General features: G+C 61.6%; 12 protein-coding genes. 5 read left to right on the top strand and 7 right to left on the bottom strand.

Features of this window, described 5'->3' with window-relative positions; translation table 11 throughout:
* Window positions 1-482: 482 nt before the first annotated feature.
* From PQQ86_RS02890 to PQQ86_RS02880, 3 genes are all read left to right on the top strand, one after another.
* Window positions 483-1,961: a TAXI family TRAP transporter solute-binding subunit gene (locus PQQ86_RS02890; protein ID WP_408264791.1), complete on the top strand. Its 1,479-nt coding sequence runs from the start codon at window positions 483-485 to the stop codon at window positions 1,959-1,961.
* A 167-nt stretch (window positions 1,962-2,128) separates the two neighbouring features.
* Entirely contained in the window at window positions 2,129-2,773 is a 645-nt protein-coding gene (locus tag PQQ86_RS02885; RefSeq protein WP_097391409.1) for a 2-hydroxychromene-2-carboxylate isomerase, read from the top strand.
* Between the two features lie 247 nt (window positions 2,774-3,020).
* Window positions 3,021-4,001: a LysR substrate-binding domain-containing protein gene (locus PQQ86_RS02880; RefSeq protein ID WP_408264789.1), complete on the top strand. Its 981-nt coding sequence runs from the start codon at window positions 3,021-3,023 to the stop codon at window positions 3,999-4,001.
* Between the two features lie 80 nt (window positions 4,002-4,081).
* Here PQQ86_RS02880 and xdhC read toward each other — a convergent pair whose 3' ends face one another.
* Genes xdhC through xdhA form a run of 3 tightly spaced genes read right to left on the bottom strand, consistent with a single transcriptional unit; the run spans window position 4,082 to window position 8,625 of the window.
* The gene (xdhC, locus tag PQQ86_RS02875) at window positions 4,082-4,648 is read right to left on the bottom strand and encodes a xanthine dehydrogenase accessory protein XdhC (RefSeq protein WP_408264787.1); all 567 of its coding nucleotides are present in this window, start codon (window positions 4,646-4,648) and stop codon (window positions 4,082-4,084) included.
* Window positions 4,649-4,708: 60 nt separating this feature from the next.
* Window positions 4,709-7,075, bottom strand: a complete 2,367-nt coding sequence (gene xdhB / locus PQQ86_RS02870; protein WP_408264785.1) for a xanthine dehydrogenase molybdopterin binding subunit — start codon at window positions 7,073-7,075, stop codon at window positions 4,709-4,711.
* A 26-nt stretch (window positions 7,076-7,101) separates the two neighbouring features.
* A complete protein-coding gene (gene xdhA / locus PQQ86_RS02865) occupies window positions 7,102-8,625 on the bottom strand; it encodes a xanthine dehydrogenase small subunit (protein WP_408264783.1) in 1,524 nt (507 codons plus the stop codon).
* A 389-nt stretch (window positions 8,626-9,014) separates the two neighbouring features.
* On the opposite strand from xdhA, the gene PQQ86_RS02860 reads away from it, so the two are divergent.
* Window positions 9,015-10,226, top strand: a complete 1,212-nt coding sequence (locus PQQ86_RS02860; RefSeq protein WP_408264781.1) for an MFS transporter — start codon at window positions 9,015-9,017, stop codon at window positions 10,224-10,226.
* 791 nt (window positions 10,227-11,017) lie between these two features.
* Here PQQ86_RS02860 and PQQ86_RS02855 read toward each other — a convergent pair.
* The 4 genes from PQQ86_RS02855 to aspT (PQQ86_RS02840) form a co-directional block, all read right to left on the bottom strand.
* Window positions 11,018-12,247, bottom strand: a complete 1,230-nt coding sequence (locus PQQ86_RS02855) for a pyridoxal-phosphate-dependent aminotransferase family protein (RefSeq protein WP_154566596.1) — start codon at window positions 12,245-12,247, stop codon at window positions 11,018-11,020.
* A gap of 113 nt (window positions 12,248-12,360) precedes the next feature.
* On the bottom strand, window positions 12,361-14,025 hold the full coding sequence (locus tag PQQ86_RS02850) for a bifunctional aspartate transaminase/aspartate 4-decarboxylase (protein WP_408201113.1): 1,665 nt from the start codon (window positions 14,023-14,025) through the stop codon (window positions 12,361-12,363).
* Between the two features lie 103 nt (window positions 14,026-14,128).
* On the bottom strand, window positions 14,129-15,811 hold the full coding sequence (aspT, locus tag PQQ86_RS02845) for an aspartate-alanine antiporter (RefSeq protein ID WP_408270032.1): 1,683 nt from the start codon (window positions 15,809-15,811) through the stop codon (window positions 14,129-14,131).
* A gap of 119 nt (window positions 15,812-15,930) precedes the next feature.
* Window positions 15,931-17,613 (bottom strand): aspartate-alanine antiporter, encoded by a 1,683-nt coding sequence (gene aspT, locus PQQ86_RS02840; RefSeq protein WP_408264779.1) that lies wholly within the window; start codon window positions 17,611-17,613, stop codon window positions 15,931-15,933.
* Window positions 17,614-17,736: 123 nt separating this feature from the next.
* Between aspT (PQQ86_RS02840) and PQQ86_RS02835 the strand changes: the two genes are divergently transcribed.
* Window positions 17,737-17,922 carry a hypothetical protein gene (locus PQQ86_RS02835; RefSeq protein WP_408264777.1) on the top strand — a complete coding sequence of 62 codons (186 nt, stop codon included), beginning with the start codon at window positions 17,737-17,739 and terminating at the stop codon, window positions 17,920-17,922.
* Window positions 17,923-18,124 lie beyond the last annotated feature (202 nt).

Here is an 18,124-nt window from a genome sequence, read left to right as displayed (position 1 = left end):
CGAGGTCCGCCAGCGCGCCCGGTTCTTGTCTGTCGTGCCGGGTCACGCTGTGCAAACATCTGTTCGCGGCAGCGATGCACAATTTAATCTAGCCGCGCCGGAAGCGCAAAGGGTTTAGTCATACGTTGCAGTGCATTCCGGTTGTCAGAGGGGGCATCGGGCGTGTTTTGTTCATGCGCCGTTCATATTCTGGTGCAGGCATGCTTCGCCGGCCGGTCATATGCCGGTCATGGGACGCTGATGGGACGTTCATGTACCGGTCACGTGCCGTTCACGAATTGTTACGGGTTTGACGGCGCCCGCGCCGGCCGGACGCTGCGCCGCCGCACGAATCTCAGGTACCATCGGCGCGACGCGCTGCCGCGCGGCTTGTATGTCTTGTACGGCAGCCAGCCCGGCATGGCGCGAACGCTTCGCCCGGTTCGCGCGCCGCGGAACGCCACCATCCTGTTCACTTTCGACCGTAGCCGTCACGTCACCCGATGAAGCCAGCCACCGGCCGCACACGCCCTCCCCGTCTCGTCGCCCGTTTCGTGGCGATCTCCTGGCGCGATCTGGCGGTCTCGTTCGGACCGCTCGTGCTGATCGCCATCGCGGCGATCTGGGTCGCCGTGCGCCTGATCCAGCCCGCCCCGCCCAGCACGCTGACGATCAGCGCCGGCCCCGAAGGCAGCACCTTCTGGAATGCGGCCCAGAAGTACAAGGAGATTCTGGCGCGCAACCGTATCACCTTGAACGTCTTGCCCTCGGAAGGCTCGCTGCAGAATCTCAAACGGCTCTCAGACCCGAAGTCGAACGTCGACGTCGGCTTCGTGCAGGACGGGGTCGCGCCCGGCCCGGCGAGCGAGGGCTTGATGTCGCTTGGCAGCGTGGCCTATGTGCCGCTGGCGATCTTCTATCACGGGCCGACGATCGCACGGCTCTCCGAATTCAAGGGCTTGCGTCTCGCGGTCGGCGCCGAAGGCAGCGGCACGCGCGAACTGGCGCTCGCACTGCTCAAGGCAAACGGCATCGTGCCGGGCGGTCCGACCAAACTGCTGCCGCTCTCCGGCGACGACGCCGCCCAGGCACTCGTCGCCGGCAAAATCGACGCGGCGTTTCTGGCCGGCGATTCGGCGCAACCCGCGGTGATGGGCAAGCTCTATCGCACGCCAAACGTGCAGTTCTATGACTTCACCCAGGCCGACGCCTACACGCGCCGTTTTCCGTACCTAACGCAGCTCCAGATGCCGATGGGCGCGTTCGACCTCGGCAAGAACCTGCCGTCCACGCCGATTCATATGGTGGCGCCGACCGCCGAACTGGTGGCGCGCGACTCGTTGCATCCCGCGTTGTCCGATCTGCTGATCGAAGCGGCACGCGAGGTCCACGGTAAGGCAAACATCATGCAGCGCGCCGGCGAATTCCCCGCGCCGCTCGCCCACGATTTCCCGATCAGCGACGACGCCGCCCGCTACTACAAGTCAGGCAAGAGCTTCCTCTACCGGATCCTGCCGTTCTGGCTGGCGAGTCTCGCGGACCGGCTGCTGGTGGTGGTGGTGCCGCTGATCGTGCTGCTGATTCCGGCGCTGCGCGTCGTGCCATCGCTGTACACGTGGCGGGTGAAATCGCGCATCTACCGCTGGTACGGCGCGCTGATCGCGATCGAGCGCAGCGCGCTCAGCGAGCACTCGGCCGAAGAACGCGCCACGCTGATCGAGCGGCTCGACGCGATCGAAGAATCGGTGAACGGGCTAAAAATGCCGCTCGCGTATGCGGATCAGTTCTACGTGCTGCGTGAGCATATCGGCTTCGTGCGCGAGCGGCTCACGCATAGCCGTGAGGCTCAGCGCGACATAGCGGGGGACTCGGACGACGAGCCCCAGCCACCTGCTTCGGCGCACGCATCAGAAGCCGACGACGCAACGGAATCACCTGAAGCGCGGGGAGCCGACGAGCCTTCGCCCGGCCGTCACGCCTAGGGACCCGTATCGACCCATGGGGTCGAGTTTGACGTGCGCCGCGTCGGGCATCCCCGGTCCAAATCCATATTGACGGGTGCAAGCGGCGGCTGCACCGCGTAAGATCATTACAATTCCGACGGTCCAGCAGACGACACCGTTCGGCAAGGGCAATCCGGGAGACACTTATGACCGTAGGCATCGACGCCAGGCAACCGCTGTGGTTTTACGATTTTGTCTCGCCGTTCACCTACCTGTTGCTCGAGCAACACGACAAGTGGCCGGGCTTCGACTTCGCGTTCACGCCGGTCGTGCTGAACGATCTGTATCACCACTGGGGCCAACGGCCCGCTTATAGCGTGCCCGCCAAACGCACCTTCCTGTATCGCCACGCGCTGTTTCGCGCGGACCAGCTCGGCATTCCGTTCAAGATGCCGCCGGCCCATCCGTTCGACTCAATGAAGCCGCTCCTGCTCGCGACCGCGGCGAAGGGCGACATCAGCTTCGTACGCGAGATTTTCCGTTTCATCTGGCGCGAAGGCCGCGATCCGTCGAGCAATGGTGCATTCGCCGAACTGTGCGAGCGCGTCGGCATGCCGGACGGCCCGGAACTCATCAAGAACGAAGAAGTGAAGGCGCAATTGCAGCGCAACACCACGGATGCAATCGGTCTGGGCGTCTATGGCGTGCCGACCTTCCGTCTGAACGACCAGTTGTTCTGGGGCGAAGACGCGTTGCCCATGGTGCTGTACTGCGCACGCACGCCGAACTGGCTCGACTCGAAGGAAGTAAAGCGGATCAGTTCGCTGCCTTCCGGCCTGGCCGACGATTAAAACGAAAGCAATACGTAATATTCGTGCAAACAGGCACGCCGTGCCTATGCTTGCGCAGGTCTTTTTGGACGTGATGGCGTCAAAAAAGGCCGTCCTGATGCCGGCCATACCGCGCCGGCTATGCCGCCACACCGCAAACGGGCCTAAGGTTATAACCTTTGCGCCCCGCTCTCGCGATCTGGCTCGCGGGCGGCTCCGTACGACGCTTCATCCGGGCCCGACCTGCCTGCATCGCTTCGCCTAAACCATGGACGATTCCGCCGCTTCCCTCGATATCTGGCTCGTGCGCGTGCTGCGCACGCTGATTGTCGAGCGCAGCGTCACACAAACCGCGCTGCGTCTGAATCAGACCCAGCCCGCTATCAGCACCGCGCTGCGCAAACTGCGCGAGACGCTGAACGATCCGATCCTCGTGCGCGGCAAGTCGGGCATGGTACCGACCGAATACGGCGAATCGTTGCTGGCCTCGGCGCAACGCGTGCTGCGCGAAGTCGATTTCGTGGCGACGCCGCACGGCGACTTCGATGCCGGCCGCTCGCGCCGCACCTTCCGCGTGGCGGCGCCGGATTATCTGAACGACTTCTTCATGCCCACTGTGATCGCGCAGTTTCGCGAAGCGGCGCCGCATGCGCGCCTGGAGATCGATTCGCTCAGCCCGATGCTCGACCATTCGGCCGCGCTCGATGCCGGTGAACTCGATCTGGTGATCGGCAACTGGCCGAAGCCGGATCCGCGTTTCGAGCGCAGTGACCTGTTCTCCGATACGGTGGTGTGCCTGATGCGCGCCGATCATCCGCTCACGCGCGCGCCGATGACACGTGAAGCGTATCTCGCCGCGCCGCATCTCGCGCCGACGCCTTATAGCGGCGCAAGCGGCGGCGCCGTCGACATCGGATTCGCAAGGGCCCGCGCCGAGCGGCGCATCGTCACCACGCTGCCCTACTTCGGCCTCGTGCCGCAAACGCTGTTGCAATCGGATCTGATCTTCACGACCACGCGTCGTTTTGCGATGCACTATGCGAGCATCCTGCCGCTCGCCGTGGTCGAAGTGCCGATTCCGTTTCCACGCATCAAGTGCTATCAGCTGTGGCATCCGCAGCCGGATCGCCCGAGCGATGTCGGCTGGCTGCGTACGTTGATGTCGCAAGTGTCAGATGAATTGATCGCGCAGAAGGTGCGGCGTGCGAAACGACCGGTGAAAAAAGAAACGTCAGCCGCGGAGGGCTGACGTTGTGGTTTGAAGTCTGGGGAGTTCAAGTTACGAGCCTGACGTTGAACTCCTTACGCCAGGCGCCTCGGTCAATCTACTCACACGCTCGCACAAAGCTTCTGCATTGCCGCCTGAGCTGCGGCCTGACGTGAACGGATCTGCAGCAACTCGGCACAGACCGCGACCGCGATCGCCGAAGGCGCTTTATCCACAATGCCGGTCACGCCAATCGGACACGTCATCTCCACCAGCCGATCCAGATCCACGCCTCGATCCAGCAAACGACGCTCGAATTTCACGCGCTTTGTCTTCGACCCGATCATGCCGAAGTAGGTGAAATCGCGCCGCCGCATGATGCGCGCAGCGAGCGAAAAATCGAGCGCGTGGTTATGCGTCATCACGAGGAAATACGCGCCCGGCGGCGCCGTGTCGACGATTGCATCGGGCGTGTCGGTCGCTTCGATCTGCACGTTGGCCGGCGTTTCGTCGGGGAACAGTTCATCGCGCTCATCGACCCACTGGACAACACACGGCAAGCTGCCGAGCAGCGTAACGAGCGCATGGCCGACGTGCCCCGCACCGAACAGCACAATGTGCATGGGCGCCGGACGCGGCGTTTGCACGGCGCTGCGTCGGCCGATCTGAACGGAGGAAAAGTCGTTCATGGCGATCAATCCAGTGAGTTTCGATATTTGCACGATTGTCCTTAGCTGGCCAGTTGCGCTTTACTGCCGCGCCGCCACGGTTGCTGCCCGCACTGCGCCGACTGCCTTCAAGATTTCCTCGCTGGTCGCGGGCGCATTCAGCGGCGGATTGACCTTGTGGTCACCCACGGCCGACACCGCATCGCGCACGGCAAAGAACACCGAGAACGGCAGCAGCAGCGGCGGCTCACCGGTCGCCTTCGAACGGTGGATGCTGTCCTCCGCATTGCGGTTCTTGAACAGGCGCACACGGAAATCGGGTGGCGTGTCGTTGACGGTCGGAATCTTGTAGGTAGACGGCGCGTGCGTCATCAGCTTGCCGCCCGTGTTCCACCACAGTTCTTCGGTCGTGAGCCAGCCCATGCCCTGGATGAACGCGCCTTCCACCTGGCCGACGTCGAGCGCCGGGTTCAGCGAGGCGCCGACGTCATGCAAAGCGTCCGCGCGCAGCACGCGCATTTCGCCGGTCAGCGTATCAATCACCACTTCCGACACGGCCGCGCCGTACGAGTAGTAGTAGAACGGGCGGCCTTGCAGCTTCGATTGATCCCAGTAGAGCTTCGGCGTTGCATAGAAACCGTCCGACCAGAGCTGGACACGCGCGACGTAGGCCTTCGCGATCACTTCTTCGAACGGCACGATCATCTCGCCGACCACCACGCGATCGTGCACGAAACGCACTTCTGACGCGGCCACCTGCCCTGCGCCGAAACGCTCAGCGGCGAACGCTGACAGACGTTCGCGCAACTGGCGCGCGGCGTCTTGCGCCGCTTTGCCGTTCAGGTCCGAGCCCGTCGATGCAGCGGTCGCCGACGTATTGGCGATCTTGCTCGTATCGGTCGCCGTGACGCGGATGCGGTTAAAGCCGATGCCCAGTTCATGCGCGACGACCTGTGCGACCTTGGTGTTCAAACCCTGGCCCATTTCGGTGCCGCCGTGGTTCACCAGCACCGAACCGTCGGTGTAGATATGCACGAGCGCGCCGGCCTGGTTGAAGTGGGTCACGTTGAACGCGATGCCGAACTTGACCGGCGTGAGCGCCAGGCCCTTCTTCAGCACTTCGTTGTTCGCGTTGAACTCGTTGATCGCCGCACGGCGCGCGCGGTATTCGCTGGTCGCTTCGAGTTCGTCGATCAATTCGTGAATGACGTTGTCTTCGACCACCTGACCATACGGCGTCTGGTTGCGCTCAGTCTTACCGTACAGATTGCGGCGGCGCACGTCGAGCGAATCCTCGCCCACCGAACGCGCGACGTTGTCCATGATGTACTCGATCGCGAACGCGCCTTGCGGACCACCGAAGCCGCGGAACGCGGTGTTCGACTGCGTGTTGGTCTTGCCGCAGAAGCCGTCGATCGTTACGTCGGACAACCAGTACGCGTTGTCGAAGTGGCACAGCGCGCGCGTCATCACCGGACCGGACAGGTCGGCGGAGAAGCCGCAACGCGAGGTCATGTCGACCGTCACGCCGTCGATCACGCCCTTGTCGTCGTAGCCCACTTCGTACGTGTAGTGGAAATCGTGGCGCTTGCCGGTGACCATCATGTCGTCGTCGCGGTCCGGACGCAGCTTGACCGGGCACAGCAGCTTCCATGCAGCGAGCGCAGCGCAACACGCGAACAGACCCGATTGCGATTCCTTGCCGCCGAAACCGCCTCCCATCCGGCGGCATTCGATCAGCACGTTGTGCGACGCCACGCCCAACGCGTGCGCGACCATGTGCTGCATTTCGGTTGGGTGCTGCGTCGAACAGTAGACGTGCATGCCGTCGTCGTCCTTCGGCACCGCGTACGAAATCTGGCCTTCCAGATAGAACTGCTCCTGGCCGCCGAGCAGCATCTCGCCGGCTTCGCGGCGAGCGGCGCGAGCGATCTTCGTATCGGCTTCGCCGCGCGCGAGTTTCATCGGCGGCAGGACGTGCTGGTTCGCGGCGCGGGCCTGTTGCGCGGTGAGAATGGCCGGCAGTTCTTCGTAGACGACTTCGGCGCGGCGCGCAGCGAGGCGCGCGATTTCATGCGAGGTCGCGACCACGATGAACATCGGCTGGCCGACGTATTGCACGACACCGTCCGCGAGAATCGGATCGTCGCCGTGGATGATCGGACCCACGTCGTTGACACCGGGGATATCGCCCGCGGTGAAGATCGCGACCACGCCAGGCGTGGCGCGCACTTTGTCGAGCGCCATCGAGACGATCTTCGCGTGCGCTTTCGGCGACAGGCCGAGTGCGGCGTGCAGCGTGCCGGCGAGCGTCGGAATGTCGTCGGTGTAGGTGGCGCGGCCGCTCACGTGCAGATGCGCGGACTCGTGCGGGCGCGAGATGTGGACCTGGGTAAAGTCGTCGAGATCCTGAAGGTCTTTCAGGAACGGTTCTGCGTGCTGATTCATTCTTTGTTCTCCGTATCCTTGGCTTCTCAGGCGCTCGCCGGGGCGCAAGCAGCGGCAACCGCACGAACATCCAGTGCGCTCTTGGGCAGCGGATTGTTCGGCCGCGTTTCGAGCCAGAAGCGATACAAGGTGTTCTTCGCCGCTTCGAGGCGGTAGTTGCTGGTCGCGCGCATGTCGGAGAGCGGCGCGTAGTCGTTGCCGAGTGCGAGCATCGCGGCTTGCGCGGTGGCTTCGTGCCATTCGGCATCGCGCAGCACGGCTTCAGCGTGCGTTGCGCGCTTCGAGGTGGCGGCCATGCCGCCGAACGCAATGCGCGGCTCGCGGATCAGGTTGCCGTCGGCGATGAAGGAGAACGCGGCGCACACCGCCGAGATGTCCGAGTCGAAACGCTTCGACAGTTTGTAGGTGCGGAACTGCAGATTCTTGCGCGCGCCGATGCGGGTCGGCACCTTGAGTCCGACGACGAATTCGTGCTCAGCCATGTCCTTCTTCTGATACGCGAGGTACAGATCCTCGAGTGGCATTTCGCGTTCAATCTCGCCGCCGCGCACGATCACATGCGCGCCGAGCGCAATCAGGCCAGGCATCGAATCGCCGATCGGCGAGCCGTTGGCGATATTGCCGCCGAGCGTGCCGGCATTGCGGATCGGCAGCGACGCGAAGCGTTGCCACATTTCGGTGAGTTCCGGATATTGCTTCGCAATTTCCGCGTAAGCCTTTTCGACGGTCACGCCTGCGCCGATTTCGATCCAGTCGTCGTTGGTTTCGAGCTTTTGCAGCTCCGCAATCTGACCGACGTAGACGATGTTGCCCAGTTCACGCATCTGCTTCGTCACCCACAAGCCGATGTCCGTGCTGCCGGCGAGGATGCGGGCGCCCGGTTCGGCTTCCTTGATTTTCGCGAGCGCGTCGACAGTGCGCGGCGCGTCGAACTGCTGGCCGGCGTGCTGGTAATGGAACGTGTCCTTGCGCTCGAGCGTGGCGAGCGTGTTCGACAGGGCTTCGATATTGACCGGCGCTTTCGGCGCGGGCGCTTCGAACATGCGCACGGCCGCGTCGACGATCGGACGATAGCCGGTGCAGCGGCACAGATTGCCGGTCAGCGCATTGCTGATGTCGTCGCGCGACGGCACCGTCTTGTTCGCGCAGCTATGTTCGTGGCCGTGCTTCTCGTACAGCGACCACATCGACATCACGAAACCCGGCGTGCAGAAACCGCATTGCGAACCGTGACACTCGACCATCGCTTCCTGCACCGGATGCAGCGAGCCGTCCGGCTGACGCAGGTCTTCGACGGTGTAGAGCGCTTTGCCGTCCAACGTCGGCACGAACTGGATGCAGGCATTGACCGCCTTGAAGTCGACGCCGCCCGCCTCGTTGCGCTCACCAATCACGACCGTGCACGCGCCGCAGTCGCCTTCGGCACAGCCTTCCTTGGTGCCGGTGCAATGCACGTTTTCTCGCAAATACTGCAGGACGGTGCGGGTGACGGGCGCATCTTTGATCTCACGGATCGCGTTGCGGTGGTAGAAGCGAATCGGCTCAGTCATGTCTCGTTGCTCTCAATGTTCTGTGTCCGTTGGGACGTGCTGCGATGATGGTTCGAAAACTATCACCATCAATAAATACAACCCATAGCGGGGATCGCATGCGGGACATATTCGCGAAACGATATAGAGATGGGTTTGAGGGTAGGCTGGCTTATGTTGATCTGGCTGTTTTGCCACATTTATATAACAATTATAGTTTTACAGCCATTGATGACCATGCCCCACTCATCCGTTTCACATCAAAACACCGCTCGTGCAGCGTGAGAACGGACCACTATATCGATCCGGCACCGTTATTTAGCTACCGAAAGTATTAAGCAATCCCTGCAAGGGAATCGGTTCCATGGGAAAATCACGCCTTCCTGCCGTTTTCAAGTCTCGTTTTCCCCATGTCCACCGACTCAGCGACACCTCGCAGCGAATTTGCGACGACCATGCAGATCATTCCGGTCGTCTTTTTCACGTTTCTTTGCTACCTGACGATCGGAATTCCGCTCGCGGTGCTGCCGGGCTACGTCCACGATGACCTGGGATACAGCGCGATTCTGGCCGGCGCGGCGATCAGTGTTCAGTACCTGGCGACGCTGGCATCGCGGCCGCTCGCTGGCCGCTCGGCCGACACGTTGGGGCCGAAGCGGACGGTAACAATCGGCCTGCTGGGTTGCGGCGCGAGCGGGATCTTGTTGCTGGTGGCCGTATTGTGCGGGCGCTGGCCCGTGGTGAGCCTGGGTCTGCTGGTGTGCAGCCGTCTCGTACTCGGCTTCGGCGAAAGCCTGTGCGGCACCGGCGCGATTTTGTGGGGCATCGGCCGGGTGGGCACGAGCAACAATGCCCGGGTGATTTCGTGGAACGGTATCGCGACTTACGGCGCGCTCGCGATTGGCGCGCCGCTCGGCGTAGCGATTGCGCACACGATAGGGTTCGCCGCGTTGGGCGTTCTGGTGATTTTGCTGGCGGCGCTCGGGTTTTATCTGGCGCGGCCTATCGCACCGGTGCCGATCGTGCATGGCGAGCGGATGTCGTACCGGAGCGTGTTCACGCGGGTGCTGCCACATGGAATTGGGTTGGCGCTGGGTTCGGCCGGCTTTGGGTCGATTGCGACGTTTATCACGCTGTTTTATGCCGCGCGGCATTGGCCTAATGCGGCTTTGTCGCTGACTGTTTTTGGCACGCTGTTTATCGGTGCACGCCTGTTGTTCGCTAATACGATCAAGGCTTACGGTGGGTTCCGGGTCGCGATTGCTTCGTTTTCGTTTGAATGTGCTGGATTGTTGATGTTGTGGTTGGCGCCGGAGCCGCATATTGCCCTTGCGGGGGCGGCGTTGACCGGGTTTGGGTTTGCTTTGGTGTTTCCTGCTCTTGGTGTGGAAGCGGTTGGGCTTGTGCCGCCCGCTAGCCGGGGGGCGGCTTTGTCGGCTTATTCTGTGTTTCTTGATCTCTCGCTGGGAATTACCGGGCCGTTGGCCGGGTATATCGCTGGGGAGTTTGGCTACGCGCAGGTGTTTCTGTTTGCAGCGGTGGCTTCCGCGATGGCGGTCGTGCTGTCGACGATGATGTATTTGCGGAATTCGAGAGCGCCTAATGCGCCTGCGGCGACCTGATTTTTTTGCTTGCTCGGTGCTTGTTGTCTGTGTTCTTAGCGCTTTGGCCTTTCCTTGAATTGTTAGTGGTCTATTAGTGTTGCCCCTGTGCGGGGCGGCACCTACTTTTCTTTGCCGGCTGCAAAGAAAAGTAGGCAAAAGAAAGCAGCTCAAACCGCTAATACTAAGTGGGCACCGTGGTTTGCAGCGGGTAGTGGTGCATCTGGAATCTGTGTTCGTGCCCCTGCATGTGCTAGTGACAAGGGCGTCATTCTTCCGGCGGCGCTGCGCGCGCCGAAGAGCACTTCACAAAACCACCCTCTACGTTTTGACGGCCACGCCTCGCCAACGGGGCGTGGCCGTCATTGCACTGCCACCACCGCAGCCGTGACCGTGACTATGATTGCGGCACACCGACATATCATTTAAGTGGGGGGTTCCCGGGTGAATGCAGGAGCGCCTCGCCGAGGCGAAGCCGACGGCCCCCGCTACGCCAACCGAAGCCCCTGGTTTCCCATGCATACCCGTCCGCGACGCACGCAGTGCGGAGTGGGAGTTGATGACTCCTTTGTCACTCACGCGGAATGTGCGAGAACACGGATTCCAGATGCACCACTACCCGCAGCAGACCACGGACCCCACTTAGCATTAGCGGTTTGAGCCGCTTTCTTTTGCCTACTTTTCTTTGCGGCAAGCAAAGAAAAGTAGGTGCCGCCCCGCACAGGGGCAACACTAATAGACCACTAACAATTCAAGGAAAGGCACCAAAGCCAGAGGCACGAACAACAAGCGCCGCGAAGGCAAAAAAACCCTCACTTCCCTTCCGACAACCCACGCTCAAGCGCCGCCACCCCAGCCGGCAACTCAACCTTAACGCCAAGATCCACCATTGTCCGCCCAAGCGCATGCAAGGTCCTGAACAGGTTGTGCTCCCGGCACTGCTCGCCCATCTGCCCAATACGCACGATTGGCAAACCAAACGAACCCGAAATTTCCACCTGATGATGCCGCGAGATATGACCGCAGATATCAGCAGGACTCAAGCGCTCCGGTACAACGATGCCAACAACTGAATTCAGACGACAAGGCGCTGGCGCATAGAGCTGCAAACCCAACGCAGTAATCCCCGCCTGCAGCGCCACCGAACACTTCAAATGCCGCGCAAACCGCTTCTCAAGCGTCTCCGCACACACAAGACGCAACGCCTCATGCAACGCCAGCACACCCGACACCGGCGCCGTATAGTGATAGCCTGCGTTGTGCCAGAAATTCTCAGCAAGCGACGCATCAAGACACCAATGCGCATTCGGCGCCGTGCGCCCCTTCACCCGTGCCCATGCCTCATCCGAAAACGCGATCAGCGAAACACCCGGGATCGACGACAAGCCCTTCTGCCCGCCGGTAATGACCGCATCGATGCCCCACGCGTCCATCTCCAAGGGCATCGTGCTCAACGTACACACCGCGTCGACGATGACCAGCGCGCCGGCCGCTTTCGCGAGCGCCGCAATCTCCTTCAATTGATGATTCCACACGGTGTTCGACGTCTCGCCCTGCACGATCGTCACGATCTCGGGACGCTCGCGGCGGATCGCCTCAGCCACGCTTTCGAGACTCGCCACGGTACCGTCCTCGACGTCGAGAATCGCGACTTCCGCGCCGACGCGCCGACCCATCTCCGCCATCCGTTCACTAAAAAAACCGTTCTTGATGCTCAGCACTTTCGTGCCTTCCCACGCGAGGTTGGAGATCGCCATTTCCATCGCGGCAGAACCCGGCCCGGCTACGCCCAGCACCCACTTCGAATTCGTCTGGAATACGTAGCGCGCCATGGTTTTCACCTGGCCGATCACCTTCACCATCGTGCTGCCCAAGTGGTTGATCACCACCGTATTGGCCTTGGCCACCGCCGCGGGAATCGGCACGGGGCCGGCACCCATCATCAGCAACGGCTCTTCGGGAAGAATGGCGTCGAGGGATTCGACAACCGGACAAGGCACAGCGTAGGAAACCGGTGCGGCAGAGGTGGATGAAGTCGGCATGATCGGTACGTGAATGTCAGAGTGCAAAGGGACAAGCGGCCCCGCCAGCAATGACACTGGCGGGGCCGCTTAACCGATCATTCACTGATCCGCACAATTGCGCAAGGGGTTTGTCACTTCACCTTGGTCTTATCGAGCTTCTTGCCGGTGGCCGCGTTGTAGCGCTCGACGTATTCCTCGATCAGCTTGCGCATCGCGCGGCCGATCTGCCGATAGTCCGACTCGTTCAGATTAGCCAACGACACCCGTCCCGACGGATGCTGCGTACCAAAACCGCGTCCCGGCAACAGCACCACGCGTGCTTCGCGCGCGAGGCGGAACAGCAATTCCGAAGGCTCGGTGTTCTTCAGCAGCCAGTCGACGAACTCGCGCCCGAACATGCGCTCGCCAAGGAACTCGATGTCGAGAATCGTGTAGTAGTCGACCTGGTTAGGATCGTCGTCTTCGAACGAGATGCCGACCTCTTCGTACAGCGCCTGCTTGCGCTTGCGGATCAGGCGCTTCAACGCGTTCTTGTACGCGTCGGGCGTGTCCATCAGCGAAAACAGCGAGAACAGCACCATCTGCACCTGCTGCGGCGTCGACAAACCCGCCGTGTGATTCAGCGCGACAGTGCGGCTGTCGGCAACGAGCCGATCGATGAACTTGAGCTTGTCCGGTTCGGTCGTGATCGATTCATAACGCTCGTGCAACTGCTTCTTCGCGTCCTTCGGCAGCTCGGCGATCAGCTTGTCGAGCACGTTGTCGCGATGCGTCGCGATCACGCCGAGACGCCAGCCAGTCGCGCCAAAATATTTCGAGTACGAGTACACGAGAATCGTGTTCTTCGGCGCGAGCGCGAACAGCGAGACGAAGTCGTCGGCGAAGGTGCCGTACACGTCGTCGGTCAACAGAATCAGATCGGGGCGTTCCTTGACGATGTCCGCGATATATTGAAGGCTCTCGTCGTCGATCTTCACCGAAGGCGGGTTGCTCGGGTTCACGAGGAAGAACGCCTTCACCTTCGGATCGCGCAGCTTGTCGAGTTCCTTCTTCGAATACTGCCAGCCGCTTTCAACCGTGGCTTCGAGATTGACGACGTTCAGCTGATAGTCGTTCAGGCGCGGAATTTCGATGTACGGCGTGAAGATCGGCAAGCCCAGCGCAATCGTGTCACCCGGTTTGATCAGGTGATTTTCGCGCATCGTGTTGAAGATGTACGTCATCGCCGCCGTGCCGCCTTCCACCGCGAACACGTCGAACTCGCCGACGAACGGATGGTTGCCGATCATCTCCTTGCGCAAATACTGCCCGACAATCAGTTCGGATAGCTTGAGCATCCGATCCGGCACCGGGTAGTTCGACGCGAGAATGCCCTCGCACATTTCATAGAGGAAGTCGCCTGCGGAGAGTCCGAGCTGATCGCGCACATACGACACCGCGCCGCGCAGAAAGTCGATGCCGGGCACGCCCTTGTTTTCGCGCAGGAACAGATCGAAGCGCTCCGTCAGCCCTTCACGTCGCGGGAATCCACCGACACCCTCGGGCATGAACGCAAACGATCGCTCCGACTCGCGCATCGCAAACAGGCCAAGCTGCCAGAAGCCGTGGCGCGGAATCGTCGCGAGGAAGTTCGGGTTGCCGCGGCCGGCGTTGAGCATCGATGCGTTGGCGGCGCGCTCCACTGCGCCGCCGCCCGCGGCCTTGATCAGTTCGTCCTTGAGTTCGAACGGGCTGAGCGCCGCAAAGCCGGCTTGAGCCATGTCGCCTTGTTTCTTGCCGCTTTTCTCTTTTGCCATGATGCGTTCTCCAATGTGCAAGTGAATGACGCCGGCGCCACGAAGGACACGTTCAGTTGCCGCCGGCGTAAGAGAGATCGATAAATGCGTACGCTGAACCGGCCTAAACCAGCCCGACCACGAGCGGTCCGAGCAACGTCAGTGCGACGTTCGCAATTGCATACGTGATCGCGAACGGCACGGTGGGTACGGCGCTTTCAGCCTTGTCGAGTACCCCGCCGAATGCGGGGTTGGCACTGCGTGAACCTGTCAGCGCGCCGGCGAGGATGGCCGCGTTGTTGTAGCGCAGCACGTAACGGCCGAATAGCATCGTCAGTATCAGCGGCAGTACAGTGACAACCACACCGAGCAGGAAGATCGTCATACCGCTTTGCTTGACGGTCACCACGGCCTGCAAGCCCGAATTCAAACCGACCACCGCGACGAACGCCGCGAGGCCGAAGTCCTTCAGCAACTGCGAAGCCGCAGACGGCATTGCGCCATACATCGGATGCTTGCCGCGCATCCAGCCGAACAGCAGGCCGGCCAGCAGACAGCCGCCGCCGGAACCGAGCGTGAGCGGAACGCCGCCCACGTCGACGACAATTAGACCGATAAGCAGACCTAGCACAATGCCGACACCCATGTAGATGAAGTCGGTTTTGTTGCTGTACGGCAGCTCATAGCCGGCTGCATCGACGGCGCGCTTGGTGTCTTTCGGCGAACCGTAGAAGGTGATCACGTCGCCGTGCTCGAGTTTGGTTTCGGGCAGGATCGGCAGCGGCTGGCCCGCACGCGAGGCGCTCTGGATATAGACGCCGTGACGCATGTCGCGATCCACGACTTCGCGTGCAGCGGCGATCGTCGTGTGGTTCATGCCTTTACGTGTGAACACGCCGTCGCGCGTCTGCATCACGACACCAATATCGTCGACGCTGGCGATCTCGTTGCCGTTCGCACCGAAGGCGACCACCGCCTCCCGGCGGCCCACCACCAGCACTTCGTCGTTGAGTTGCAAGGCCAGATCAGGCGTCGGCTCGAGATTCTTACCGTCACGCTTGATCCGCTCGATCGTCAACATGTCCTGATGCAGGGTCTCGACTGCCTTGACCGTTTTCCCGGCGCTGACGTCGATCTTGTACGCACGCCCCACCAGTTCAGGCAACGCACGAATTTGCCCCGCTCCGAGTGACGACGAACCTGCAGATAGTTCACGCTCTGCTTCGATCGAGGCGTCGCGCAGACTCTGCCCCATGAACTTCGGCAGGATGTTCACGCAGACAATGATGGCGCCGAGCGAGCCGAACACGTAGGTCACCGCATAGGCGATCGCCACATCGGATTGCAGCGACTTGACCTGATCGGCGGGCAGACCGAGACGCGCGATGGCGTCGCCGGCCGTGCCGATGATCGCCGACTGCGTCAGCGCACCGCCCGCGAGTCCGGCTGCGAGACCCTTGTTCAGATGGAACAGCTTCGCGCAGATCACCACAGTGATCAGTGCGGTGACGGCGAGAAATATCGCCATTGCGATTTCACGCAGCGTCTTGCGGTTCAGCGAGTTGAAGAAGCCCGGTCCGGAGTCGTAGCCGACCGCGTAAATGAACACGGCGAACATCACCGATTTCACGCCGTTGTCGATCGTCACGCCCGCCTGACTGATCAAAACTGCGGCGAGCAATGAACCGCCTACGCCGCCTAACTGGAATTTTCCGAAGTTGATCTGCCCGATGAAATAGCCGGCTGCAAGTGACAGAAACAGCGCAATCTCGGGTGATTTCTGAAAAATGTGATGTAGCCAGTCCATCATGCCCTCGCTGGATAGTTTGCGGTACTGAGTACTGGATGCTGCATGTGCATACGAACCTCACGGCATCCGTATACGATCGACTGCGCGCCACGCCGCGCGCAGCCCATCTGCCCCGCCTAGCCGAACTTCCCGGCAAGACCGACCACGACCGGCCCCATCAACGGCAGCAGAATGTTCGAGAGTGCATAGGTGATCGTGTAGCCGATCACGGGTGTCGAGTTGCCGGTTACGCCGACCAGCGCGCTAATCGCCGGCGTGCTGCATTGCTGACCGGCAATGGCGCCGAGCAGCATGGGCGCTTCGAGTTTGAGAAACGCGCGGCCGATCCAGAGCGACAACAGACCGGGAACGAGCACCATCAGGATGCCGGCGACGGGCAGCGCCAGACCGTATTCGCGCACCAGCTTGATGGCATCGGGCCCCGCCGACAGCCCGACGGCGGCAATGAAGGTGGCAAGGCCGAAGTCCTTGAGAATTTGTGCGGCGGCCGAAGGCAGCGAGCCGACTAACGGATGGCGCGAACGGATCCAGCCGAACAGCAGGCCCGACAGCAGGCAGCCGCCGCCCGTGCCGAGCGCGATCGACACACCGCCGATGCGCCCGCCGAGATGGCCGATCGCCATGCCGAGCAGCACGCCCAGGCCGAGATAAACGAAGTCGGTTTTCTGGGTCGCGGTGAGCACGTAGCCCAGGTTCCGCGCACCACGCTCGACGTCGGCTTTCGCGCCCACCAGCGTCAGCACGTCGCCGCGATTGAGCTCGGTGCCGGGCAGCGCGGGCACAGTGGTTTCAAGCCGCGTGACTGCCGCGATGTAGATGCCGCGCCCTTCCTCCGGCTTCGCCCGTTCGCGCAGCTGAGCGACCGTCAGACCATGCGCGTCGCTGCGCGTCAGCACGACGTCGAGCTTCTCCGCGACGATCTGGCTGAAGCCGGCGTCCGCCACTTCTTCGCCGAGGCTGGCAGCCGCGGCGACCATCGCTTCGCGCCGCCCGCCCACGAGGATCAGGTCGCCCGCGGCCAACGTCAGCTGCGGCTCGACCGGCACGTCGGCTCCGTTGCGCCGAACCTGCTCGATGGTCAGATTGAAGCCGTGCTTCTGTTCGAGCGCCTGGATCGTCCCGCCGGCCGCCGTGCCGACCCGGAACGCGCGGCCCACGAGCGCCGGGGCCGCGGCCCGCTGACCCTCGCCGAAGGCACCGTCGCCGCCGAGCTTGTGCCATACGCGCTCGGCTTCTTCGCGCAGATTGACGCGCAGCAGCAGGGGCGCGAACTGGCTCGTGAACAGGACGATGGTGATCAGGCCGAACAGGTAGCTCACGCTGTACGCGGTCACGATGTTGGCCTGCAAGCGCAGCGTCTCAGCGTCGCTGAAGCCGAGCTTGGCAATCGCCTCCGAAGCCGTGCCGATCACGGCCGACTCCGTCGCGGCGCCAGCCAGCAAACCGGCCGCTGTGCCGGCGTCGAGCCGCATCACGAGGACCGCGATCATGATCAGCACCAGCACCGAGACGATCTCGACCACCGACAGCAAGCCATAGCGCCAGCCCCGGCCAATGTTGGCAAAGAACTGTGGTCCACCAGTGAAACCCAGCGCAAAGATGAACAGCGCAAAGGCGATGTTCTTCAAATCGGGGGCAAGCCGCGCGCCCGTCTGCCCCAACAGCAAGGCCACGATCAACGTGCCGCAGACGCCGCCCAGCTGAATTGGCCCCACGCGAAACGAACCAATGAAATATCCAATTGCAAGGCTTGCGAACAGCGCGATCTCCGGTTGAGACCTCAGCAATTCACCGATCATGTTGGCTCGCCGATTTACGGTTTATTAGCAGAAAGATGAAAAATCTTTCTGGAATTTGAAATGAATTCGATCCGAGTCACCCCGACTCAGGAATTATTCATCCGGCATGACCGGATTCGGTGAATGGAAAGTTTATGGCAATGGCATGACGCTCTCGGCGCCAAAGAAGATATGCCGCAATGCAGCGACGATAGCGATAGTGAAATAATTTTCAGCAAGTTCGACAGTCACACTTTCCTCGCGAAGTTTGCCCGACGCCTTGAAAAGGCCATGCTCTTCTGGCGGCCGGTTCTCTCTTGGCATGATTGAACATGCTTTTTTGGTACTGCTTTTTTAATAAATATTGTAGTTCGGCAGCGCTGTCAATATGATTTTCAATTGCGGCCGTTTTCGCTTCGCAAAAGATGATCTTTAGTAAAGGTCGAAATGGTTTTCGGACCGTACATCGCAAGCGGCGGTCATTGCCATTAAGTGCCGATATACTGACTTGCCTGCATGCCGCGTCGTGAAT

Source organism: Paraburkholderia sediminicola, assembly GCF_046026675.1.
Lineage (GTDB): Bacteria > Pseudomonadota > Gammaproteobacteria > Burkholderiales > Burkholderiaceae > Paraburkholderia > Paraburkholderia sediminicola_F.
Note: the sequence above shows the minus strand (reverse complement) of the source record. Positions and strands in the feature narration are given on the sequence as shown.